At 41.3% G+C, this 16,295-nt stretch carries 19 protein-coding genes; 10 read left to right on the top strand and 9 right to left on the bottom strand.

The features are described 5' to 3' along the window. Positions 1-2: 2 nt before the first annotated feature. Together MHI35_RS16585 and MHI35_RS16590 are read right to left on the bottom strand one after the other, a co-directional pair. The gene (locus tag MHI35_RS16585) at positions 3-863 is read right to left on the bottom strand and encodes a Cof-type HAD-IIB family hydrolase (protein WP_335349584.1); all 861 of its coding nucleotides are present in this window, start codon (positions 861-863) and stop codon (positions 3-5) included. A 375-nt stretch (positions 864-1,238) separates the two neighbouring features. Further along, complete coding sequence (locus MHI35_RS16590) at positions 1,239-1,595, bottom strand: hypothetical protein (protein ID WP_335349567.1); 357 nt, start codon at positions 1,593-1,595, stop codon at positions 1,239-1,241. A gap of 117 nt (positions 1,596-1,712) precedes the next feature. Between MHI35_RS16590 and MHI35_RS16595 the strand changes: the two genes are divergently transcribed. Further along, positions 1,713-2,123 (top strand): YwpF-like family protein, encoded by a 411-nt coding sequence (locus tag MHI35_RS16595; protein ID WP_003215215.1) that lies wholly within the window; start codon positions 1,713-1,715, stop codon positions 2,121-2,123. A gap of 198 nt (positions 2,124-2,321) precedes the next feature. Here MHI35_RS16595 and mscL read toward each other — a convergent pair whose 3' ends face one another. Both mscL and fabZ read right to left on the bottom strand, forming a co-directional pair. Next, positions 2,322-2,717, bottom strand: coding sequence for a large conductance mechanosensitive channel protein MscL (gene mscL, locus MHI35_RS16600; protein ID WP_003215139.1), 396 nt, complete (start codon positions 2,715-2,717; stop codon positions 2,322-2,324). Between the two features lie 126 nt (positions 2,718-2,843). Beyond that, the gene (gene fabZ / locus MHI35_RS16605; protein WP_106025530.1) at positions 2,844-3,278 is read right to left on the bottom strand and encodes a 3-hydroxyacyl-ACP dehydratase FabZ; all 435 of its coding nucleotides are present in this window, start codon (positions 3,276-3,278) and stop codon (positions 2,844-2,846) included. A 218-nt stretch (positions 3,279-3,496) separates the two neighbouring features. Between fabZ and MHI35_RS16610 the strand changes: the two genes are divergently transcribed. After that, positions 3,497-4,552 carry a tetratricopeptide repeat protein gene (locus tag MHI35_RS16610; protein ID WP_211062583.1) on the top strand — a complete coding sequence of 352 codons (1,056 nt, stop codon included), beginning with the start codon at positions 3,497-3,499 and terminating at the stop codon, positions 4,550-4,552. A gap of 14 nt (positions 4,553-4,566) precedes the next feature. On the opposite strand, the gene MHI35_RS16615 is transcribed toward MHI35_RS16610, so the two are convergent. The 4 genes from MHI35_RS16615 to spoIIID form a co-directional block, all read right to left on the bottom strand. Continuing rightward, positions 4,567-5,385 carry a flagellar hook-basal body protein gene (locus MHI35_RS16615; RefSeq protein ID WP_211062584.1) on the bottom strand — a complete coding sequence of 273 codons (819 nt, stop codon included), beginning with the start codon at positions 5,383-5,385 and terminating at the stop codon, positions 4,567-4,569. Between the two features lie 30 nt (positions 5,386-5,415). Then, positions 5,416-6,255 carry a flagellar hook-basal body protein gene (locus MHI35_RS16620; RefSeq protein WP_144485572.1) on the bottom strand — a complete coding sequence of 280 codons (840 nt, stop codon included), beginning with the start codon at positions 6,253-6,255 and terminating at the stop codon, positions 5,416-5,418. A 124-nt stretch (positions 6,256-6,379) separates the two neighbouring features. Beyond that, a complete protein-coding gene (gene mbl, locus MHI35_RS16625) occupies positions 6,380-7,381 on the bottom strand; it encodes a cell shape-determining protein Mbl (protein ID WP_012011515.1) in 1,002 nt (333 codons plus the stop codon). 184 nt (positions 7,382-7,565) lie between these two features. After that, positions 7,566-7,844 (bottom strand): sporulation transcriptional regulator SpoIIID, encoded by a 279-nt coding sequence (spoIIID, locus tag MHI35_RS16630; protein ID WP_008343327.1) that lies wholly within the window; start codon positions 7,842-7,844, stop codon positions 7,566-7,568. A gap of 338 nt (positions 7,845-8,182) precedes the next feature. On the opposite strand from spoIIID, the gene MHI35_RS16635 reads away from it, so the two are divergent. The 3 genes from MHI35_RS16635 to MHI35_RS16645 all read left to right on the top strand — a co-directional run bounded on the left by MHI35_RS16635 (position 8,183) and on the right by MHI35_RS16645 (position 10,503). Beyond that, positions 8,183-8,596, top strand: a complete 414-nt coding sequence (locus MHI35_RS16635; protein ID WP_144493101.1) for a MarR family winged helix-turn-helix transcriptional regulator — start codon at positions 8,183-8,185, stop codon at positions 8,594-8,596. A 15-nt stretch (positions 8,597-8,611) separates the two neighbouring features. Next, a complete protein-coding gene (locus MHI35_RS16640) occupies positions 8,612-9,799 on the top strand; it encodes an MFS transporter (RefSeq protein WP_211062585.1) in 1,188 nt (395 codons plus the stop codon). Positions 9,800-9,903: 104 nt separating this feature from the next. Continuing rightward, the gene (locus MHI35_RS16645; RefSeq protein ID WP_144520459.1) at positions 9,904-10,503 is read left to right on the top strand and encodes an undecaprenyl-diphosphatase; all 600 of its coding nucleotides are present in this window, start codon (positions 9,904-9,906) and stop codon (positions 10,501-10,503) included. A 37-nt stretch (positions 10,504-10,540) separates the two neighbouring features. Here the strand turns inward: MHI35_RS16645 and MHI35_RS16650 are convergent, their stop codons facing one another. After that, positions 10,541-11,929, bottom strand: coding sequence for an MFS transporter (locus MHI35_RS16650; protein ID WP_211062586.1), 1,389 nt, complete (start codon positions 11,927-11,929; stop codon positions 10,541-10,543). A gap of 178 nt (positions 11,930-12,107) precedes the next feature. Here MHI35_RS16650 and MHI35_RS16655 point away from each other — a divergent pair, with 178 nt between their 5' ends. The 5 genes from MHI35_RS16655 (at position 12,108) to MHI35_RS16675 (ending at position 16,232) form a co-directional block, all read left to right on the top strand. Beyond that, positions 12,108-12,995, top strand: a complete 888-nt coding sequence (locus tag MHI35_RS16655; protein ID WP_211062587.1) for a transporter substrate-binding domain-containing protein — start codon at positions 12,108-12,110, stop codon at positions 12,993-12,995. Between the two features lie 40 nt (positions 12,996-13,035). Continuing rightward, a complete protein-coding gene (locus MHI35_RS16660; RefSeq protein ID WP_078061638.1) occupies positions 13,036-13,713 on the top strand; it encodes an amino acid ABC transporter permease in 678 nt (225 codons plus the stop codon). Positions 13,714-13,723: 10 nt separating this feature from the next. Continuing rightward, entirely contained in the window at positions 13,724-14,464 is a 741-nt protein-coding gene (locus tag MHI35_RS16665) for an amino acid ABC transporter ATP-binding protein (RefSeq protein ID WP_144499984.1), read from the top strand. A 193-nt stretch (positions 14,465-14,657) separates the two neighbouring features. Next, positions 14,658-15,866 (top strand): ammonium transporter, encoded by a 1,209-nt coding sequence (locus MHI35_RS16670; protein WP_335349568.1) that lies wholly within the window; start codon positions 14,658-14,660, stop codon positions 15,864-15,866. An 18-nt stretch (positions 15,867-15,884) separates the two neighbouring features. Beyond that, positions 15,885-16,232, top strand: coding sequence for a P-II family nitrogen regulator (locus MHI35_RS16675; RefSeq protein ID WP_003214763.1), 348 nt, complete (start codon positions 15,885-15,887; stop codon positions 16,230-16,232). The last annotated feature ends 63 nt before the right edge of the window (positions 16,233-16,295 follow it).

Below are 16,295 nucleotides of genomic sequence, written 5' to 3' on the forward strand. Positions count from 1 at the left end.
ATCTATTTCAAAAGGTGTCGAATCATATGCGCCACACCATGTTCATCATTTGTTAACGTGACATGATCAGCGATTTCTTTTATATCCTGTCTCGCATTGCCCATCGCAACCCCAACACCAGCTGCTCGAAGCATCGATTCGTCATTTAAACTGTCTCCTACAGCCGCTGTCTGGCTTAAAGGAATATCAAGTCGTTCTGCCAGCCTTGTTAATGCCTGGCCTTTAGAAGCGTCTTTTGCACCAATTTCAAAGTTATGATCGGCTGAACTAACCATTGTGACATCTGAATCATTACCAAACATATCCCATCCTGCCTTCAATCTGTCTTCAAAGAAAGAGAAACCTAAGATGTTGTAGAATGAAAGCTTTCGATCCTCACGAAACAACTCTTTATATGTATCAATATAAGAAAAACCCGACTGACTGTATTGAACTTCTGCCGCTTGTTTTAAAACATTCAGGTCCGTTTCTGGGTTTGCACTTTTTAAGCGGTCCATTTCAATCGCCAGAAGCTCTCTACCACGATTCGGTGTGAAAATGGCCTCGTTTGTAAAAACTTCATAATAATAATCACGTTCTTCAAGCCATGACAATATGAGTTTGGCCTTTTCTTCTTGTAAAGCAGCTGAATGATATACTTGTCCAGCCGGTTCATGAATCACAGCTCCATTGGCACTAATCACCCATGTATTCATCCCAAGCTCATCAAAAATAGACCTCACATCAAAATACGCTCTTCCTGTAGAAACGACAACTTCCATTCCATTCGCCGCTGCTTCCTTTAATGCCTGCTCATTTTCTCGGCTCACTTTGTGTTCACTATTCAATAACGTTCCGTCCAAATCCGTTGCGATAAATTGAATGTTTGTCATCGTTCTCTCCTTTTTGTCTCCATTTTGGCTATCATACCGCTGATAAAATCCATCATCAAGTGGTGATCGGCTTATCATTGAATAAAAGGGTACCCGGCCACGCTACATGACCGGATACACACAAGGGGAATTAAGGGGACACATGACCTATAATACAAAGAAGCGATGGTTCTATTACGCAGTGTTCTTGTGCACAAGGCAGCGTCTATCAGCTTTAGCTAGAGGGGGGCTGTCAGATGCTAGACGTTACCTTTTGATTCAGACCGTACCTCCTTTCCTTTTAACTGCCCTTAGTCTATCGAGAAAGATTGTATATGACAAAACATGAAAATGTAAAAACGCCCCCTCAAATACTCTATTTCCTCTTTAATTTCTGCTTTTTACCGCTTGAGTATAAAACATCATCTTGTTTTGTTTGATGAAAAACTTATTTTTCATAAATTGATAAAAAACATCTGAATGAATCCAATTACTAGAAGGCATGTGAATATAATCAGATCCATCCCACGCAAACCAATAAAAACAAAGCTGCCCGTCATGAATCGACAATTGAAATTCAAAATAGTCCATTTGATCCTCTGTGACGTATTGAAACGTAAGCGACTCACCTTCTTCCATGTACACATCACAAAATGAAAGAATGTCTCCCCAGGAATAAATGCGTATTGTGCTCTTTGCCTTCCCCTCGCCAATATGTATGTTTCGCAATTGATAAGACTCCATAAAACATCTCCTTTCACTCAAATACAGCTCGTTCTAAGCAGGCAGCGGTTTCATTTATACAGATGTTGTATGCTATAATGATACTTACGAATAATGAACGCTTGTGAGGTGAAAAATATGAAAACCTTTAGGCTGATTGATTTAAAAATCGAACTTGATCCAAAGCAAGATAAAATGTCCAGCATTCCCCTTCGTGACGGTTTAATCATTAATAAAGAAGATGGAGAAAATCACTGGATGATCGAGGCACTCATCCCAAAGAAACATAGACAGGTGTTTGAGGTGCTCTTTCAGCAGCACACTGAAGTGAAGATTCTAGTAACGATCACGAAAGAAAACAACCGCCCTGTTCATCTATCTGTCCAAGTCAAAAACATTGTTGCTTTAGAAGAAAACATTTCTGTGCTGCTCGATGGTAAGATGATCACTAATCGCTACAGAACAGAAACCGAAGAAGTACTTAAAGACCTCGTCAAAGAGGGGCTTTCCGGAGAAAAACTACTAGATGCATTTAAACAAAACACATAAAAAAAGAGCGGGATTAGCCGCTCTTAGATAGTTGACGAAGGGCTAAAATGTATCTTATTTTAGCCCTTTGTTTTTCAGCGTGATAGAAAACCTTTGCAGTCTAGAAAGTGCGAGCACTGGAGCGGAGCGAATTGATTATTCGTGAGCACCGGAGCACAGACCCGCCTACACGCTGAGAGCGGAGTTAGCCGCTCTTTTTTATTGCACATCTTTCGATTGGCTTTGATGTTTCAAGAGATCTCTAATTTCAGTTAGTAAAACTTCCGTTTGATCCGGCGTTTCTACAACCTCTTCTTCCTCTACCTTTTTCCGTTTTAATTTATTCAAATAACGAATAAAGATAAAAATGGAAAATGAGATAATCAAGAAATCAATCACTGTTTGTATGAAGCTTCCATATAAAATTTGAGCAGATCCGATCTTAATAGATAGACCGCTAAAATCATGGCCGCCAATAATAATACCAACGAGCGGCATGATCAAATCATTCACAAGAGAAGTGACAATTTTGCCAAATGCTCCCCCAATGATGACACCTACAGCCAAGTCAATGACATTTCCCTTGACTGCAAATTCTCTAAATTCTTTCAGCATCTTTTATCACCTTCATCTTTTTTTGTCTAATATGACGTTTTTTTGTCAAAAATGCAAGTCCTGATCCGTTCAGACTAGTTGTTTCCAAATAAAAAGCGATTCATCCTTGATGAACCGCCAGGCAAATCATGATACTTTAGGACCGATAGAAAATGTGAGTTCTGCTTCACATGCCACTTCGCCATCTACTGTGGCTACTGCTTTTCCTTTTGCAACTGGACCCCTTAGGCGCGTCACTTCTACCTCTAAACGAAGCTGATCTCCAGGCTTCACCTGTCTTTTGAAACGGCAGGCGTCAATTCCTGCAAACAAACCAATTTTCCCTTTGTTTTCTTCTTTTCCTAACATAATGACCCCAAACACCTGTGCAAGTGCTTCTACAATAAGTACACCAGGCATGACCGGGTATCCTGGGAAATGACCATTAAAAAATTCTTCGTTCACTGTGACATTTTTAATCCCCACCGCTCTTTTCTCTCCCTCAACCTCTAAAATACGGTCGACCAATAAGAATGGATAACGGTGTGGAATAATGTCTTGAATTTGCTGAGCATCAAGCATATCTTGATCTCTCCTTTTTTCTATATCGATGATCTTCATTTGATTCCTATAGAAGTATATTATGAATGCTCGTATTTTTCAACGTCCGTTCCGCATATATGGTAAAAAATAGAATCTACTATTACCTATTGTCATCAAATATAATCCACACTACACTCATTGTTTTTTCACAAATATGGTAATATATATTACATCATTGATTGAATAAGAGGGTAAAAATGAATTTTATAAGTGATAAATCCATTAAAAAACTTCTCCATTCGTGGTATACACTGCTAAAGCATCGACATTTTTCGAAGGCTGAAGAAATCAAAACAACTCTATTAAAATATCAACGGAAAATATCAAAAAAACAGGAACTCTATTTACATTATCAGCTGATGCTTTTTCGCCATCAGCTCTGGATGAATCAGACAGAGGACTTAGAAAAAATAAAACATGAATTGATGCAGCACAAAGAGGATATGAACGAAGAACTGGCCTATTACTTTTACTTCTTTCTCGGACTTTACGAAGCTTTAAACAGCGATCAAAATGATGCAATCTACTATCTCGAGAAGGCGGAAGAACGACTGTCATTTCTAAACGATGAGCTGGAGGTAGCAGAGTTCCATTTTCGTACAAGTGGTGTTTATTATAACAACCGCTATTCGTTGTTATCGATTCGTCATGTTCAAAAAGCAATGGATATCTTTGCAAAGCATGGGGATGACCATAGCCTCTATCGTTGTAAAATTGTGCTTGGCCTTAATTATAGCGATCAAAAAAAATATGAAGAAGCAGAAGCCCTTTTTATTGAGATCATCGAATACGTGAAAATCATTGATGATCAAGAACTGCTCGGTATCGTTTATTATGACGCTGGCTTTATTCAGTCGAGACAAAACCGTCACAAGAAAGCGCTGGAATACTTTAAAAAAGCAATTCGTCTCCCAGCATACCGGAAGTCCGCACACTCCTATGTATCGTGCCTCTACGAAACTGTGCGTTCCTGTTATAAAGAAAATTTAACCGATGAAGGAATGAAGTATATTCAAAAAGGATTAAAAGAAGCCGTTGCTTCTCAATTTGATATATTAAGAATCAAGTTCCAAATCTTATTTCTCCTCTACAGCCAAACGCCAAAGGCAGATGAGCAGATTGCAAGGCTCGTCACATGCCTTGAACGAAAAGAAGCATGGATTGATCTTGAGGATCTGCTTGCCGATGTCTCAGATTTTTATAAAAAAAAGGGCGACTTTGAGCGAGCCGCCTTTTTTATCATGAGAGGCTGATGTCAGCCTGCTCATTATCGAATTGTATTCACTAATCCAAGCATCTGATCACCCATCGTAATCGTTCTTGAGTTCATCTGATAGGAGCGCTGTGTTGTCATGAGATCTGTTAATTCTTTAGACATATCCACATTCGACGTTTCAAGTGCACCTTGCTGAAGCTGAATCGCTTGGCGGTTTGCTCCATTTAGTGCCGTTAATGCACCTTGATAAGTACCGTCAACTGAGAATAAATTATCTCCTTCAGAGACAAGTGCTGAAGAGTTATTGACTTGTACAACACCTAGATTCACTTGCTGATTCGTTTGATTATCTCTTGAAATGGCTATCAGACGACCATTTTTATCAATTGAAATATCACGGAAATTCGCATTTAAGACGATTTCATTTCCATTTTCATCAAGAATCGGATGACCTTCGCTAGTGACAAGCTGCACTTGATTACGATTATTGCCTGGCTGTAAGTAAAGAGAACCGTCTCTTGTATAACGAATATTACCGCCGACATTGACCTGCATATACTGAGATGGCGCTCCAAATGCAACATCAAGATCACGGCCTGTTTCTTTAATCGAGCCTTGCAATGAGTTAATGGACGCATTGACCATCGTACCCGTCCCAAGCCTTAACCCATCAGGTGTCAGACGACTGTTTGCCACCTGCGCATTTTTTTCATCTACTTGGTTGAACTGTTGTCTGATCAGCTCTGAGAAACGGGTATTTTTCGCACGGTACCCTGTTGTTTCGCTGTTCGCGATATTATTACTGATAATATCAAGCTGCTTTTGTACTTCGTTCATTGATACCGCTGCATTGATCATCGTTCTAAGCATGAGAATCCTCCTTTCTTTGTCATTTCTTGATTAGTACACTCTGCCGATTTCATTTACTGCTTTTTCTAAGCTTTTATCATACGCCTGAACCACTTTTTGGTTTGTTTCAAATGCTCGATAGGCGGTTGTCATTTCTGTATATGATTTCGTCACATCCACGTTCGACAGCTCCGATACACCTTGGCTTAACGTATAGGACATTTGACCGTTATTGACTGCGCTTGGCAGGGGCTGGTTATCAGCTGTACGGTATAAATCATTTCCTTCTCTCGCTAAGTTCCTTGTATCCATCGCAACACGTACATCAATTTGCCCGAGGTTTTGTCCATTTTCACTCACAGTTCCATCTGCATTCACTTTGAAATTCTCACTCTGAACTGTAATCGGTTGACCTGTCACAGAAAGAAGGGCACGCCCATTGATAGTCAACTGATTTTGTGCGTTCAATGTAATCGAACTGCTTTTCGTATATCGAACGCCTTCTGGTGTATTGACCGCATAAAAAAGCGCTGATTTCTGATTGGTCTCTGGGTTGATCGGCACATTATTTTCGACTAGTGCGACATCCGTTGTTTGATCTGTTGTTTTTAACGTTCCTTGTGTAAATTGAGGGATCAGTTCCTGCATGTATGTCCCCGTATTAATGCCGCCAATCGGCGTTTGCTGCGGAACACTAAAACCTTTGCCTGAGGAAGTTTGGAAACGTCCTGACTCCATTCGGCTTAGCAGCATTTCTGGAAATGCCCGCATCGTCCCCTCATCCGCTTTATATCCTGGTGTATTCGCATTTGCGATATTATTTGAAAGCATTTCTGTCCGTCGCTCTTGAGCGATCATGGCAGATGTTGCGGTATATAGTCCTTTTAACACGTGCTCACCTCATTAAAATTCTTTCACATGACCTAAACACAATCTTCTATGAAATATATCGGCTTATTTGCAGGGTTCTTTAACAAAAATCCCCCATTCTTTCGAAAAAGAATGAGGGACATCATTAGCTGAGTTTACGCTTTGGCAGCTTGTCCATATTATCAAGCATGACGCCAGTACCAACAGCTACACAATCCATCGGATTCTCAGCAACGAATACTGGTACTTTCAGCTCTTCTGCAAGCAATTGATCAAGCCCGTTTAGAAGAGCTCCGCCACCTGTAATGATGACGCCGCGATCAATAATATCAGCTGATAATTCAGGCGGTGTTCTCTCAAGAACTTGCTTCGCAGCCTGAACAATCGCAGATACAGATTCACGCAATGCTTCTTCTACTTCTTTGCTTGTGACGGTAATCGTTCTTGGTAATCCTGTCACCATGTCTCGTCCACGAATTGAAATTTCTTCGTGACGTGCGTCTGGGAATACCGTTGCAACTTGGATCTTAATATCCTCAGCCGTGCGTTCACCGATCAACAGCTTGTACTCTTTTTTAATGTAATTGAGAATTTCCAGATCAAATTTGTCTCCAGCCATTTTAATAGAAGAGGCGGTTACAATGTCACCCATTGAGATGACAGCAATATCTGTCGTTCCGCCTCCAATATCTACGACCATGTTTCCACTTGGCTGAAAAATATCCATACCAGCACCAATAGCTGCTACTTTTGGCTCTTCTTCAAGAAATACATGCTTTCCGCCGCTTTTTTCAGCAGCTTCTTTGATCGCCTTCTGCTCAACAGATGTAATGTTTGTCGGGCAGCAGATGAGCATACGCGGCTTAGAGAATAGCCCTTTCACATTTAATGAGTTAATAAAATGCTTGAGCATCGCTTCAGTTACTTCAAAATCAGCAATTACGCCATCTTTTAATGGACGAATCGCAACAATATTCCCAGGCGTACGTCCAACCATACGTCTCGCCTCTTCTCCAACAGCCAAAACTTTCCCGCTGTTTTTGTCAAGAGCTACCACAGATGGTTCATTTAACACAATTCCTTTTCCTTTGACATGAATCAGTACATTGGCAGTACCAAGATCAATTCCAATATCCCTAGCAAACATCTATATATATCCTCCTTGAAAATCTGTTTCCATAGCAAATACCACATTCTGCCCTAATTATATATTCTATCATAATTTGCAGAAAAAAAGATATTTCTTTACAAAAGTCTTTACAAAATTTGTGGTTAGAAACTACCGATATGAGGAAGATATATATATCATGTTTATGAACAAAGAACTAAGCTTACTGTTTCACAGGCTCACCTTCTAAAATTTCTTCTTTTTTATACTTTAATTTAGTGGCTTCTCCCCCTCGCAAGTGGCGGATTGATTTATGATAATCCAGTATCTCCTTCACTTCATTAGCCAGATCTGGATTAATTTCTGGCAATCTTTCTGTTAGATCCTTGTGTACAGTACTTTTAGAGACTCCAAATTCTTTCGCAATTACACGAACGGTTTTCTTTGTCTCCACGATATACTTACCTATCTTGATTGTTCGCTCTTTGATGTAATCGTGCACACCACTCGACCTCCCTAAAATGGATGTGAGAAGTGTGAAATGAGATCCGTATCAATATTATCCATTTTCAGCGGCGCTTGTTCGTCTTAATTTCTCATCCATTAGGTAGCAAATGCCAAACACGATCCCTCACCTCAAACACTCTCTTTGTCAGGTTTGTAACAGTGTATTAGCATTGGATAGGGAATATGCTAAAAATGAAGAAGGGACAAGGGATTTATCAGAAAATGCAATCATTTCGAGTGGCGAAAATTTTCACTTTACAAGAATGGGTCGAGCACGTAGAATAGAAAAGGTGATTTTATTTACCTAGCTAAATATTTAATAAAGGTGAGCATATGGATACGTTAAATAGAGAGTGTTTACATCAAATACATCAAAGCGCCAGGTTGCTGTCTAAAAAGGCGAACGAAGCGCTTGCTACTTATGACTTGTACATGTCCCAATGGACTGTACTTTTTTGTTTGGATACATTCGGCCCGAAAACCCAAAAAGACATTTGGACATATTTGAACGTCGAAGCCCCAACCATAACCCGAACCGTAACCCGTCTAGAAGCAAATGGCTGGGTGCAACGTGTACAAGGAAAAGACAAACGTGAAAACCTGATCGTGATGACAGATGATGCTAAAGCCCGATTTGAAGAAATCAAACGTACGATGGAACAATTTGAAGAAGAATGTCTTTCAGATTTCACCCACGAAGAAAAACAACTCCTCCATACACTTTTACACAAATTATCAACTGAATAGGAAGTGACATACATCATGAACGAACGCATTTGGACGAGGGACTTTATCATGATTGTCCTGGTGAATTTATTTACGTTCACCTCTTTTTATGCCCTATTGACCTTGCTGCCTATTTACACAATGGATGAACTCAATGGAACAGAATCACAGGGTGGCCTTCTTGTAACGGTCTTCTTATTGTCCGCCATTGTGACAAGACCGTTTTCTGGAGCGATTATTGAGAAATTCGGTAAAAAACGGATGGCGATTTTCTCATCAACGGCATTTGCCTTACTCACTTATTTATACATCCCAATCGATCAATTCCAAACGCTTCTCATGCTGCGTTTCGTGCAGGGCATCTTTTTTAGCATTTTGACGACAGTAACCAGTGCCATTGCGGCAGATATGATTCCAAAACATAAACGCGGGGAAGGACTCGGCTACTTTGTCATGTCCATGAACCTTGCTGTGGTTATCGGTCCATTTATTGCGTTGAATCAAGTAGGAAAAGTAGGATTCCATTCCTTATTCCTTCTTTTCTCCATTATCGTTACAATCGGTGCCGCTTTTACGATGCTAATCAGACAGCCAGAGCTTGAAGATGGCGGTAGTGTCGTCTTCCGATTTACTTTTTCTCACTTGTTTGAAAAAGGTGCATTAAAAACAGCAGCAGTCGGTATCATTATTTCCTTCTGTTATTCGCCGATCATTTCATTTATTTCAGTCTATGCCAATTCCCTTGACTTGATGGGGGCAAGCAGTTATTTCTTTATTGTGTTTGCGGCAGCAATGCTTGGATCACGCCCATTTACAGGCAGACTTTTTGATCGAGTAGGACCTCACATTGTGATCTATCCTTCGATCGCTCTTTTTGCCATTGGTTTATGGATGCTGACAGCTACACATTCAGCTACAATGCTTCTTTTATCAGGTGGTGTCATTGGACTTGGCTATGGATCGCTAGTACCATGTTTACAAACACTTGCCATTCAGCACTCACCAGCTCACCGTACAGGCTATGCGACGGCTACTTTCTTCACTTTATATGATACGGGGATTGCTGCTGGCTCATTTGTATTTGGTCTTCTTGTCAGCTTCACCGACTTTTCAAATGTATATCTCATTGCAGGTATTGTTGTCTTGCTCAGTATGATTGTTTTTTATTGGAGCGAACGAAAGCCTCAAGAAGCAAAAGCACAGAAGATCTCCCTATCAGAATAGGATTCTATTTTAAACTTCAACGGAAACATGCTAAAATATAGGATGTTTCAAATAAATGATTATTTGAAAAATAGTTGGCATTAAGCGAAGGTATAGGTGATGTTTTGAATTACGAACTGTTTAAATTGATACACGGGATGGCTCATCATTCTGAGTTTTTAGATCAGGCCATGATTTTCATTACGAAAAAAGCCATTCTTGTGTATGCCCTTGTCTTATTGATTTGCTGGTTTTTTGGTAATCACAAATTTAAGAAGCATGTCTTCTTCTCTGGTGTAACAGGCATCGCGGCACTTATCGTCAATTTTGCCATTACACTGTTTCATTATGAGGAGCGGCCGTTTGTGGCGCATAAAGTCGACACTCTCATTCCGCACTCAGCAGACGCTTCCTTCCCAAGTGACCATACAACAGGTGCACTGGCTCTTTCACTTGCCATTCGATCTCGTAATAAAAAGCTCGGGAACATCTTGCTCGTTTTTGGATTACTCACAGGATTCTCCCGCATCTGGGTAGGTCACCATTATCCATTAGATGTTTTAGGCAGCTTGATCGTATCAATTGTGGTCGTGTTTATCATGAATAAATTATGGAAGTTTTTTGACTCTCCAATTGATCGCATCGTCACTTTCTATGAGACAATTGTAGGGAAAATATTCAGAAGGAAGCAAAAAGAACAGGGCTCTGACCTGTCTAACTCTTAAGCGGCTTGCGATAACGTGATGAAGATTCTTCTTCCACTTATCGCGCCGCTTTTTTTATTGACTGCCCTCCTCTGACCTTGCTCGAAAAGTAAAGACTGACTCCAATGCCGATAAGGGAAATGATAATCAACGTCCAGCCTAACTGCTCAAAATGAGGACCAGCAATTTCATCTCCAAACAGCATACCGAGAACAGCAGACGAAAGAATAGAACCAAGGTAGCGGCATGTTTGAAAAAGCCCAGAGGACGTACCAATCATATGCTGCGGACTTGCCTTGAGCATCGCAGCTTGCAGCGCAACATTTCCAATCCCATAACTAAGTCCAAGCAAAGCTAGAACCAGCCCTTTTCCCCATAATGGTGCAGGAATAAAAAAGAAGGTCATCGCAGACGCTCCAGCTAGCATCAATACCGTACTGGCTAATACCGGATGGCGTTCATCCCCGCGGTCCACCCACTTTCCCGTCAACGGAGAGACAATGATACTCACCCCTGACATGCAAAGCATAAAAAGACCTGTCATTTCCACACGCCAGCCTAATTCATCTTGGAAATAGCTCGGCAAACCAAAGAAAAGACAATAGAAAAAGATATTTAAAATAATAAATTGCACATACACAAGTGAAAGCCGCTGCTCCTCTTTGAACATCCGAATTTGAATAAACGGTTCATCCACCTGATACTCCCACCAAATAAAAGCGCCTGCACTCAAGAGACAAAGAATCCCCTGTACATATTGAATGCCATGACCTAGTGATAATAAAAACGAAAGCAACAGGACAATACAAACGGTAAAAAGAAGCATCCCTGGCAAATCGAGCTTTCGTACCGTTTCACCTATACGTAGCTTTCTCTTTTTTTGTTCCTTCGGAAACAAAGATAGTCCAAGAAAGAAGCTAATCAAAATAAAAGGCAGATTCACTAAAAAGATCGCTGGCCAGCCGCCGATCGTCATCAAAAATCCGCCAAGTGTCGGGCCAAGCGCCGTCATCGCGGAAGCAAAAATGGACAATACCGCTAATGCTGATGCCTGCTTTTCTTGAATATGATCCCGAATGAGTCCGACACCTGAAGGATAAATGGCACTGCTTCCAATTGCCTGCAACAGCCGGATCACAATCAGCACCGCAAACGTCGGGGCAAACGGCGCACAGATAGCTGAGACCGCCACAAGGCCCAGTCCAAATAAAAATAGTGTTCTCCGGCTCATCACATGATCCCCAATCCGGCCGCTCACCGGCTGCGTCACCGCACTAGCTAAATAAAAAGACGAAATCAGCCAAGATACAGTCGTAAATGACAAACCGAATTCATGCTGGATTTGATGCAAGGCCAAAGAAATCATTGATGAATTCAATGGATTTAACATCGTTCCAAAGGCAATAGCAGTTAAAAAGACTTTACGGTTTTCTCTCCACTTCTTCATACACCGACCCCCCTCTTTGTCTTCTGACATGTTTTTTGCCAATCCTCCCGTTATTATGAGATTCATTTCCCTTTTTTACCCTGATCAATTCAAGTTCTCTCTTGGAAAAGCAAAACATACATTTTAAAAAGGGCGAGTGTTGGAAAAACACATATAAAATTGAGAATATGAGGAACAAATGGTAAGATGCTACACATATTTAAAAGCCTACTTTCTCCTTATATGGAGAACGGCTGAAAAGGAGGAGAAGCTTATTATTAAGAAAAGACGGTTTTGGGTCCCAGCCCTTTTCTCGGTTGCAGTATTACTTCTGTCTTCGTGTGGTTCAAATGAAACAAATGGGAACGGAGATAAACGTAATTCTACAGCGAAAGGGTCGCCAATTTTGGAGGATGGAAAATTTATATTTGCAGCATCAGGTGAATTTCACCCGTTCAGTTACATGGATGGAAATCAGATGTCAGGCTTTGATATCGATGTAGGCAATGCGATTAGTGACAAACTGGGCCTCGAGCCTATACAGAAGAAATATAAATTCGCAGGTATTGTCGAAGGTGTGAAATCAGGAAAATTCGATGCGGCAGTTGCAAGTCATACCATCAATGAGGAACGAAAAAAACACGTCCTTCTTTCTAAGCCCTACTACTACTCTGGACCGCAAATTTTCACAAGACCTGGAGCAGACATTGAGCATGCTGATGATTTAAAAGGCAAAGAAATCGCTGTATCTAAAGGCTCTTCCTACGCTGATATCGCAAAGGAGCATAGCGGGGAGGAACCAAAATATTACGACAGTGATGTCGTCGCTTTAGAAGCACTAGCCAACGGAAAACACGATGCAGTCGTGACGGATTTTGCCACAGGTGCAGAAGCCATGAAGAAAAAATTAAAGATCGAAGCGCAGGAAAGACTCGGACAAAGTGAGCAGGCAATCGCTGTATCTAAAGAAAATGAACAGCTCATAAAAGAGATCAACGACGCGATTGACGCATTAAAAAAGGACGGAACATTAAAGCAAATTAGCGAGAAATACTTTGATGAAGACATCACGATCAAACAAAATTAAAACCACGATTGTGCGCCTTTTTTAGGCGCACTTTCTTCAAATGGAGATGATTGTTTTGCCTACCCTATCACATTTTTTTCAGACACTGATTGATTCAAGAGGTATTTTTTTAGAAGGAATGCTACTCACCTTACAGCTCACTGTGATCAGCATCTTCATCGGCATGTTCATCGGGCTTTTCTTTGCTTTATTGAAAATATCACGCGTGGCTGTCTTCGGTTATATCGCCAACGCCTATATCTTCCTTGTACGCGGCACACCACTGATTGTTCAAATCTTTATCCTATATTTTGGACTGACAGAATTAAATATCCCCGACTTCTGGGCCGCTTCCATTGCGCTCGCCTTTCATAATGGAGCATATATAGCAGAAATATTTAGAGGCGCCATCCAATCAATCGATCAGGGGCAAAAAGAGGCTGGACGCTCTCTTGGCATGGGACGTTTCCTAACAATGAGACGCATCATTCTCCCGCAAGCGATGCGGCGCGCCCTCCCCCCTCTTGGCAACCAGTTCATTATTGGCTTAAAAGATTCATCACTTGCCGCCTTTATTAGCGTCAATGAACTATTTAACGTCGCCACGACCCAAGGCTCAAACAGCTTTGACAATATGACCTATTTACTTGTTGTAGCCGTCTATTACTTAGTCCTTGTCCTGCTATTAACATTTGCTGTCCAAACCTTTGAGAAGAAACTATCAGTCAGTGACCATTAGGAGGAGAAACATGACAGAAGCAAAGGAACTTATTCGTGTTGAAAAACTCAATAAACACTTCGGAGAACTGCATGTTTTAAAAGATATTGATCTCACTGTTTACGAAAATGATGTGGTCGTCTTAATTGGAGCCAGTGGCTCTGGAAAAAGCACCTTGCTCCGCTGTATGAACTTTTTAGAAATCAAAAATGATGGGGAAATCATCATTGATGGCAGCCCAGTTCACCCAAAACGCGATCAATTAAACGAGATGCGGCAAAAAATAGGCATGGTGTTTCAGCATTTTAACCTCTTTCCGCATAAAACTGTGCTTGAAAACATCATCGAGGCGCCTGTTATGGTGAAAAAAACAAAAAAGACTCAAGCTGTATCAGAAGCCAATGTCCTGTTAGAAAAAGTCGGACTTGCGGATAAAGCCAACGTATACCCTTCTAAACTATCAGGCGGTCAAAAGCAGCGTGTGGCTATTGCAAGAGCTCTCGCCATGAAACCAGACGTTATGTTATTTGACGAACCTACATCTGCCCTAGATCCAGAGCTTGTAGGAGAGGTACTGCAAACAATGAAAAGTCTCGCAAAAGAAGGCATGACGATGGTCATCGTCACACATGAAATGGGCTTTGCGAAAGAAGTCGCCGATCGTGTCGTCTATATGCACGAAGGCCGTATCGTTGAAGAAGGCAGCCCATCGGAATTGTTCGATTCTCCTCGAGAGGAACGAACCAAGCTGTTTCTCAGCTCCATTTTATAGGTCAAACGCCCTTTATTTTTCATGCTCAACGTGTGTTTTTTCTCATTTTTTACGAACTTTCCATCCATTTATATTGAATATAACCAAAAACCATGTAAGATTAACTTACATGAATATGTTATATATGACTTTTCTCTCTATAATGAAGAATTAAGAAATCAATTAATTCTGAATGATTCAGGGGGAATGCAGCATGCAAATGGGTGATACAGTATTTATGTTCTTTTGCGCACTACTCGTGTGGTTAATGACACCGGGTTTAGCCTTATTCTATGGAGGCCTCGTGAGAAGTAAAAACGTCTTAAGTACAACCATGCACAGCTTAACTTCACTAGCGATTGTTTCTATCGTATGGATCTTGTTTGGCTATTCCTTGGCTTTTGCACCAGGCAATGCATGGATCGGAGGCTTAGACTGGATTGGACTAAAAGGTGTTGGCTTTGAACCTGGTTCCTACAGTGAAACCATTCCACATTCATTGTTCATGATGTTCCAAATGACCTTTGCCGTCTTAACAACAGCCATCATTTCAGGTGCCTTTGCTGAACGAATTCGCTACTCAGCGGTCGTCGTATTTACACTCCTTTGGGTCACATTTGTATACGCACCAGTCGCACACTGGGTATGGGGCGGCGGTTGGATTGGCGAAATGGGTGCGCTCGACTTCGCTGGAGGAAACGTGGTTCACATCTCATCCGGTGTGGCAGGTCTAGTCGTAGCGATTGTGCTCGGGAAGCGTAAAGAAGCATCAAGCTCCTCTCCTCACAATTTGATTTATACTCTTCTTGGCGGAGCTGTCATTTGGTTTGGATGGTTTGGCTTTAACGTTGGAAGTGCCCTTACCTTAGATAGTGTCGCCATGTATGCCTTCATTAACACCAATACAGCTGCTGCTTCGGGAATCATCGGTTGGCTGTTAGTCGAGTGGATGATCAACAAAAAACCAACCATGCTCGGCGCAATTTCAGGAGCCATCGCAGGTCTTGTGGCAATTACACCTGCCGCAGGTTTTGTCACACCTTTTGCTTCTATTATTATCGGAATTATCGGCGGCATCGTGTGTTTCTGGGGAGTTTTCTCGCTCAAAGCCAAATTTGGCTATGATGATGCACTAGATGCATTCGGTCTTCACGGAATTGGCGGGACTTGGGGAGGAATTGCAACAGGGCTTTTCGCAACAACCTCTGTCAATGACGGCGGAGCCAATGGCTTATTTTATGGAGATCCTAGCTTACTTTGGAAGCAAGTAGTCGCTATTATAGCTACCTATGCTTTTGTAGCTGTTGTGACATACGTGATCATCAAAGTGGTAAATCTCTTCTTTAAAATTCGCGCATCAGAAGAAGAAGAATCAGTGGGGCTTGATTTAACCATGCATGGGGAAAAAGCTTATCAAGATTAAAGAAAAAGGGGTGTCTCTATGAGCAAAATGTATAAGGTGGAGATTGTCACACGTCCAGCCAATTTCGAAACATTAAAGGTGGAGCTTGGGAAGATTGGTGTCACTTCCATTACCTTTTCGAATGTACACGGCTGCGGTTTACAAAAGGGACATACAGAGTTATATCGCGGCGTCAAAAAGGAAAGCAATGTGTACGAACGATTAAAGATTGAAATCGTCCTCAGCGAAGTACCTGTCGAACAGGTCGTTGAAACAGCTCAAAAGGTACTTCGTACAGGCGAACCAGGGGATGGGAAAATTTTTATATATGAGATAGAAAATACAATCAACATTCGGACAGGTGAAGAAGGACCTGCCGCACTCTAAACCATCCTCCGCCAAGTGCGGGGGATTTTTTTAAGACAGAAAAAAACCTCTGCATGATTCATA

The sequence above is a fragment of the Bacillus sp. FSL K6-3459 genome (assembly GCF_038003305.1).
Taxonomy (GTDB): domain Bacteria; phylum Bacillota; class Bacilli; order Bacillales; family Bacillaceae; genus Bacillus; species Bacillus pumilus_O.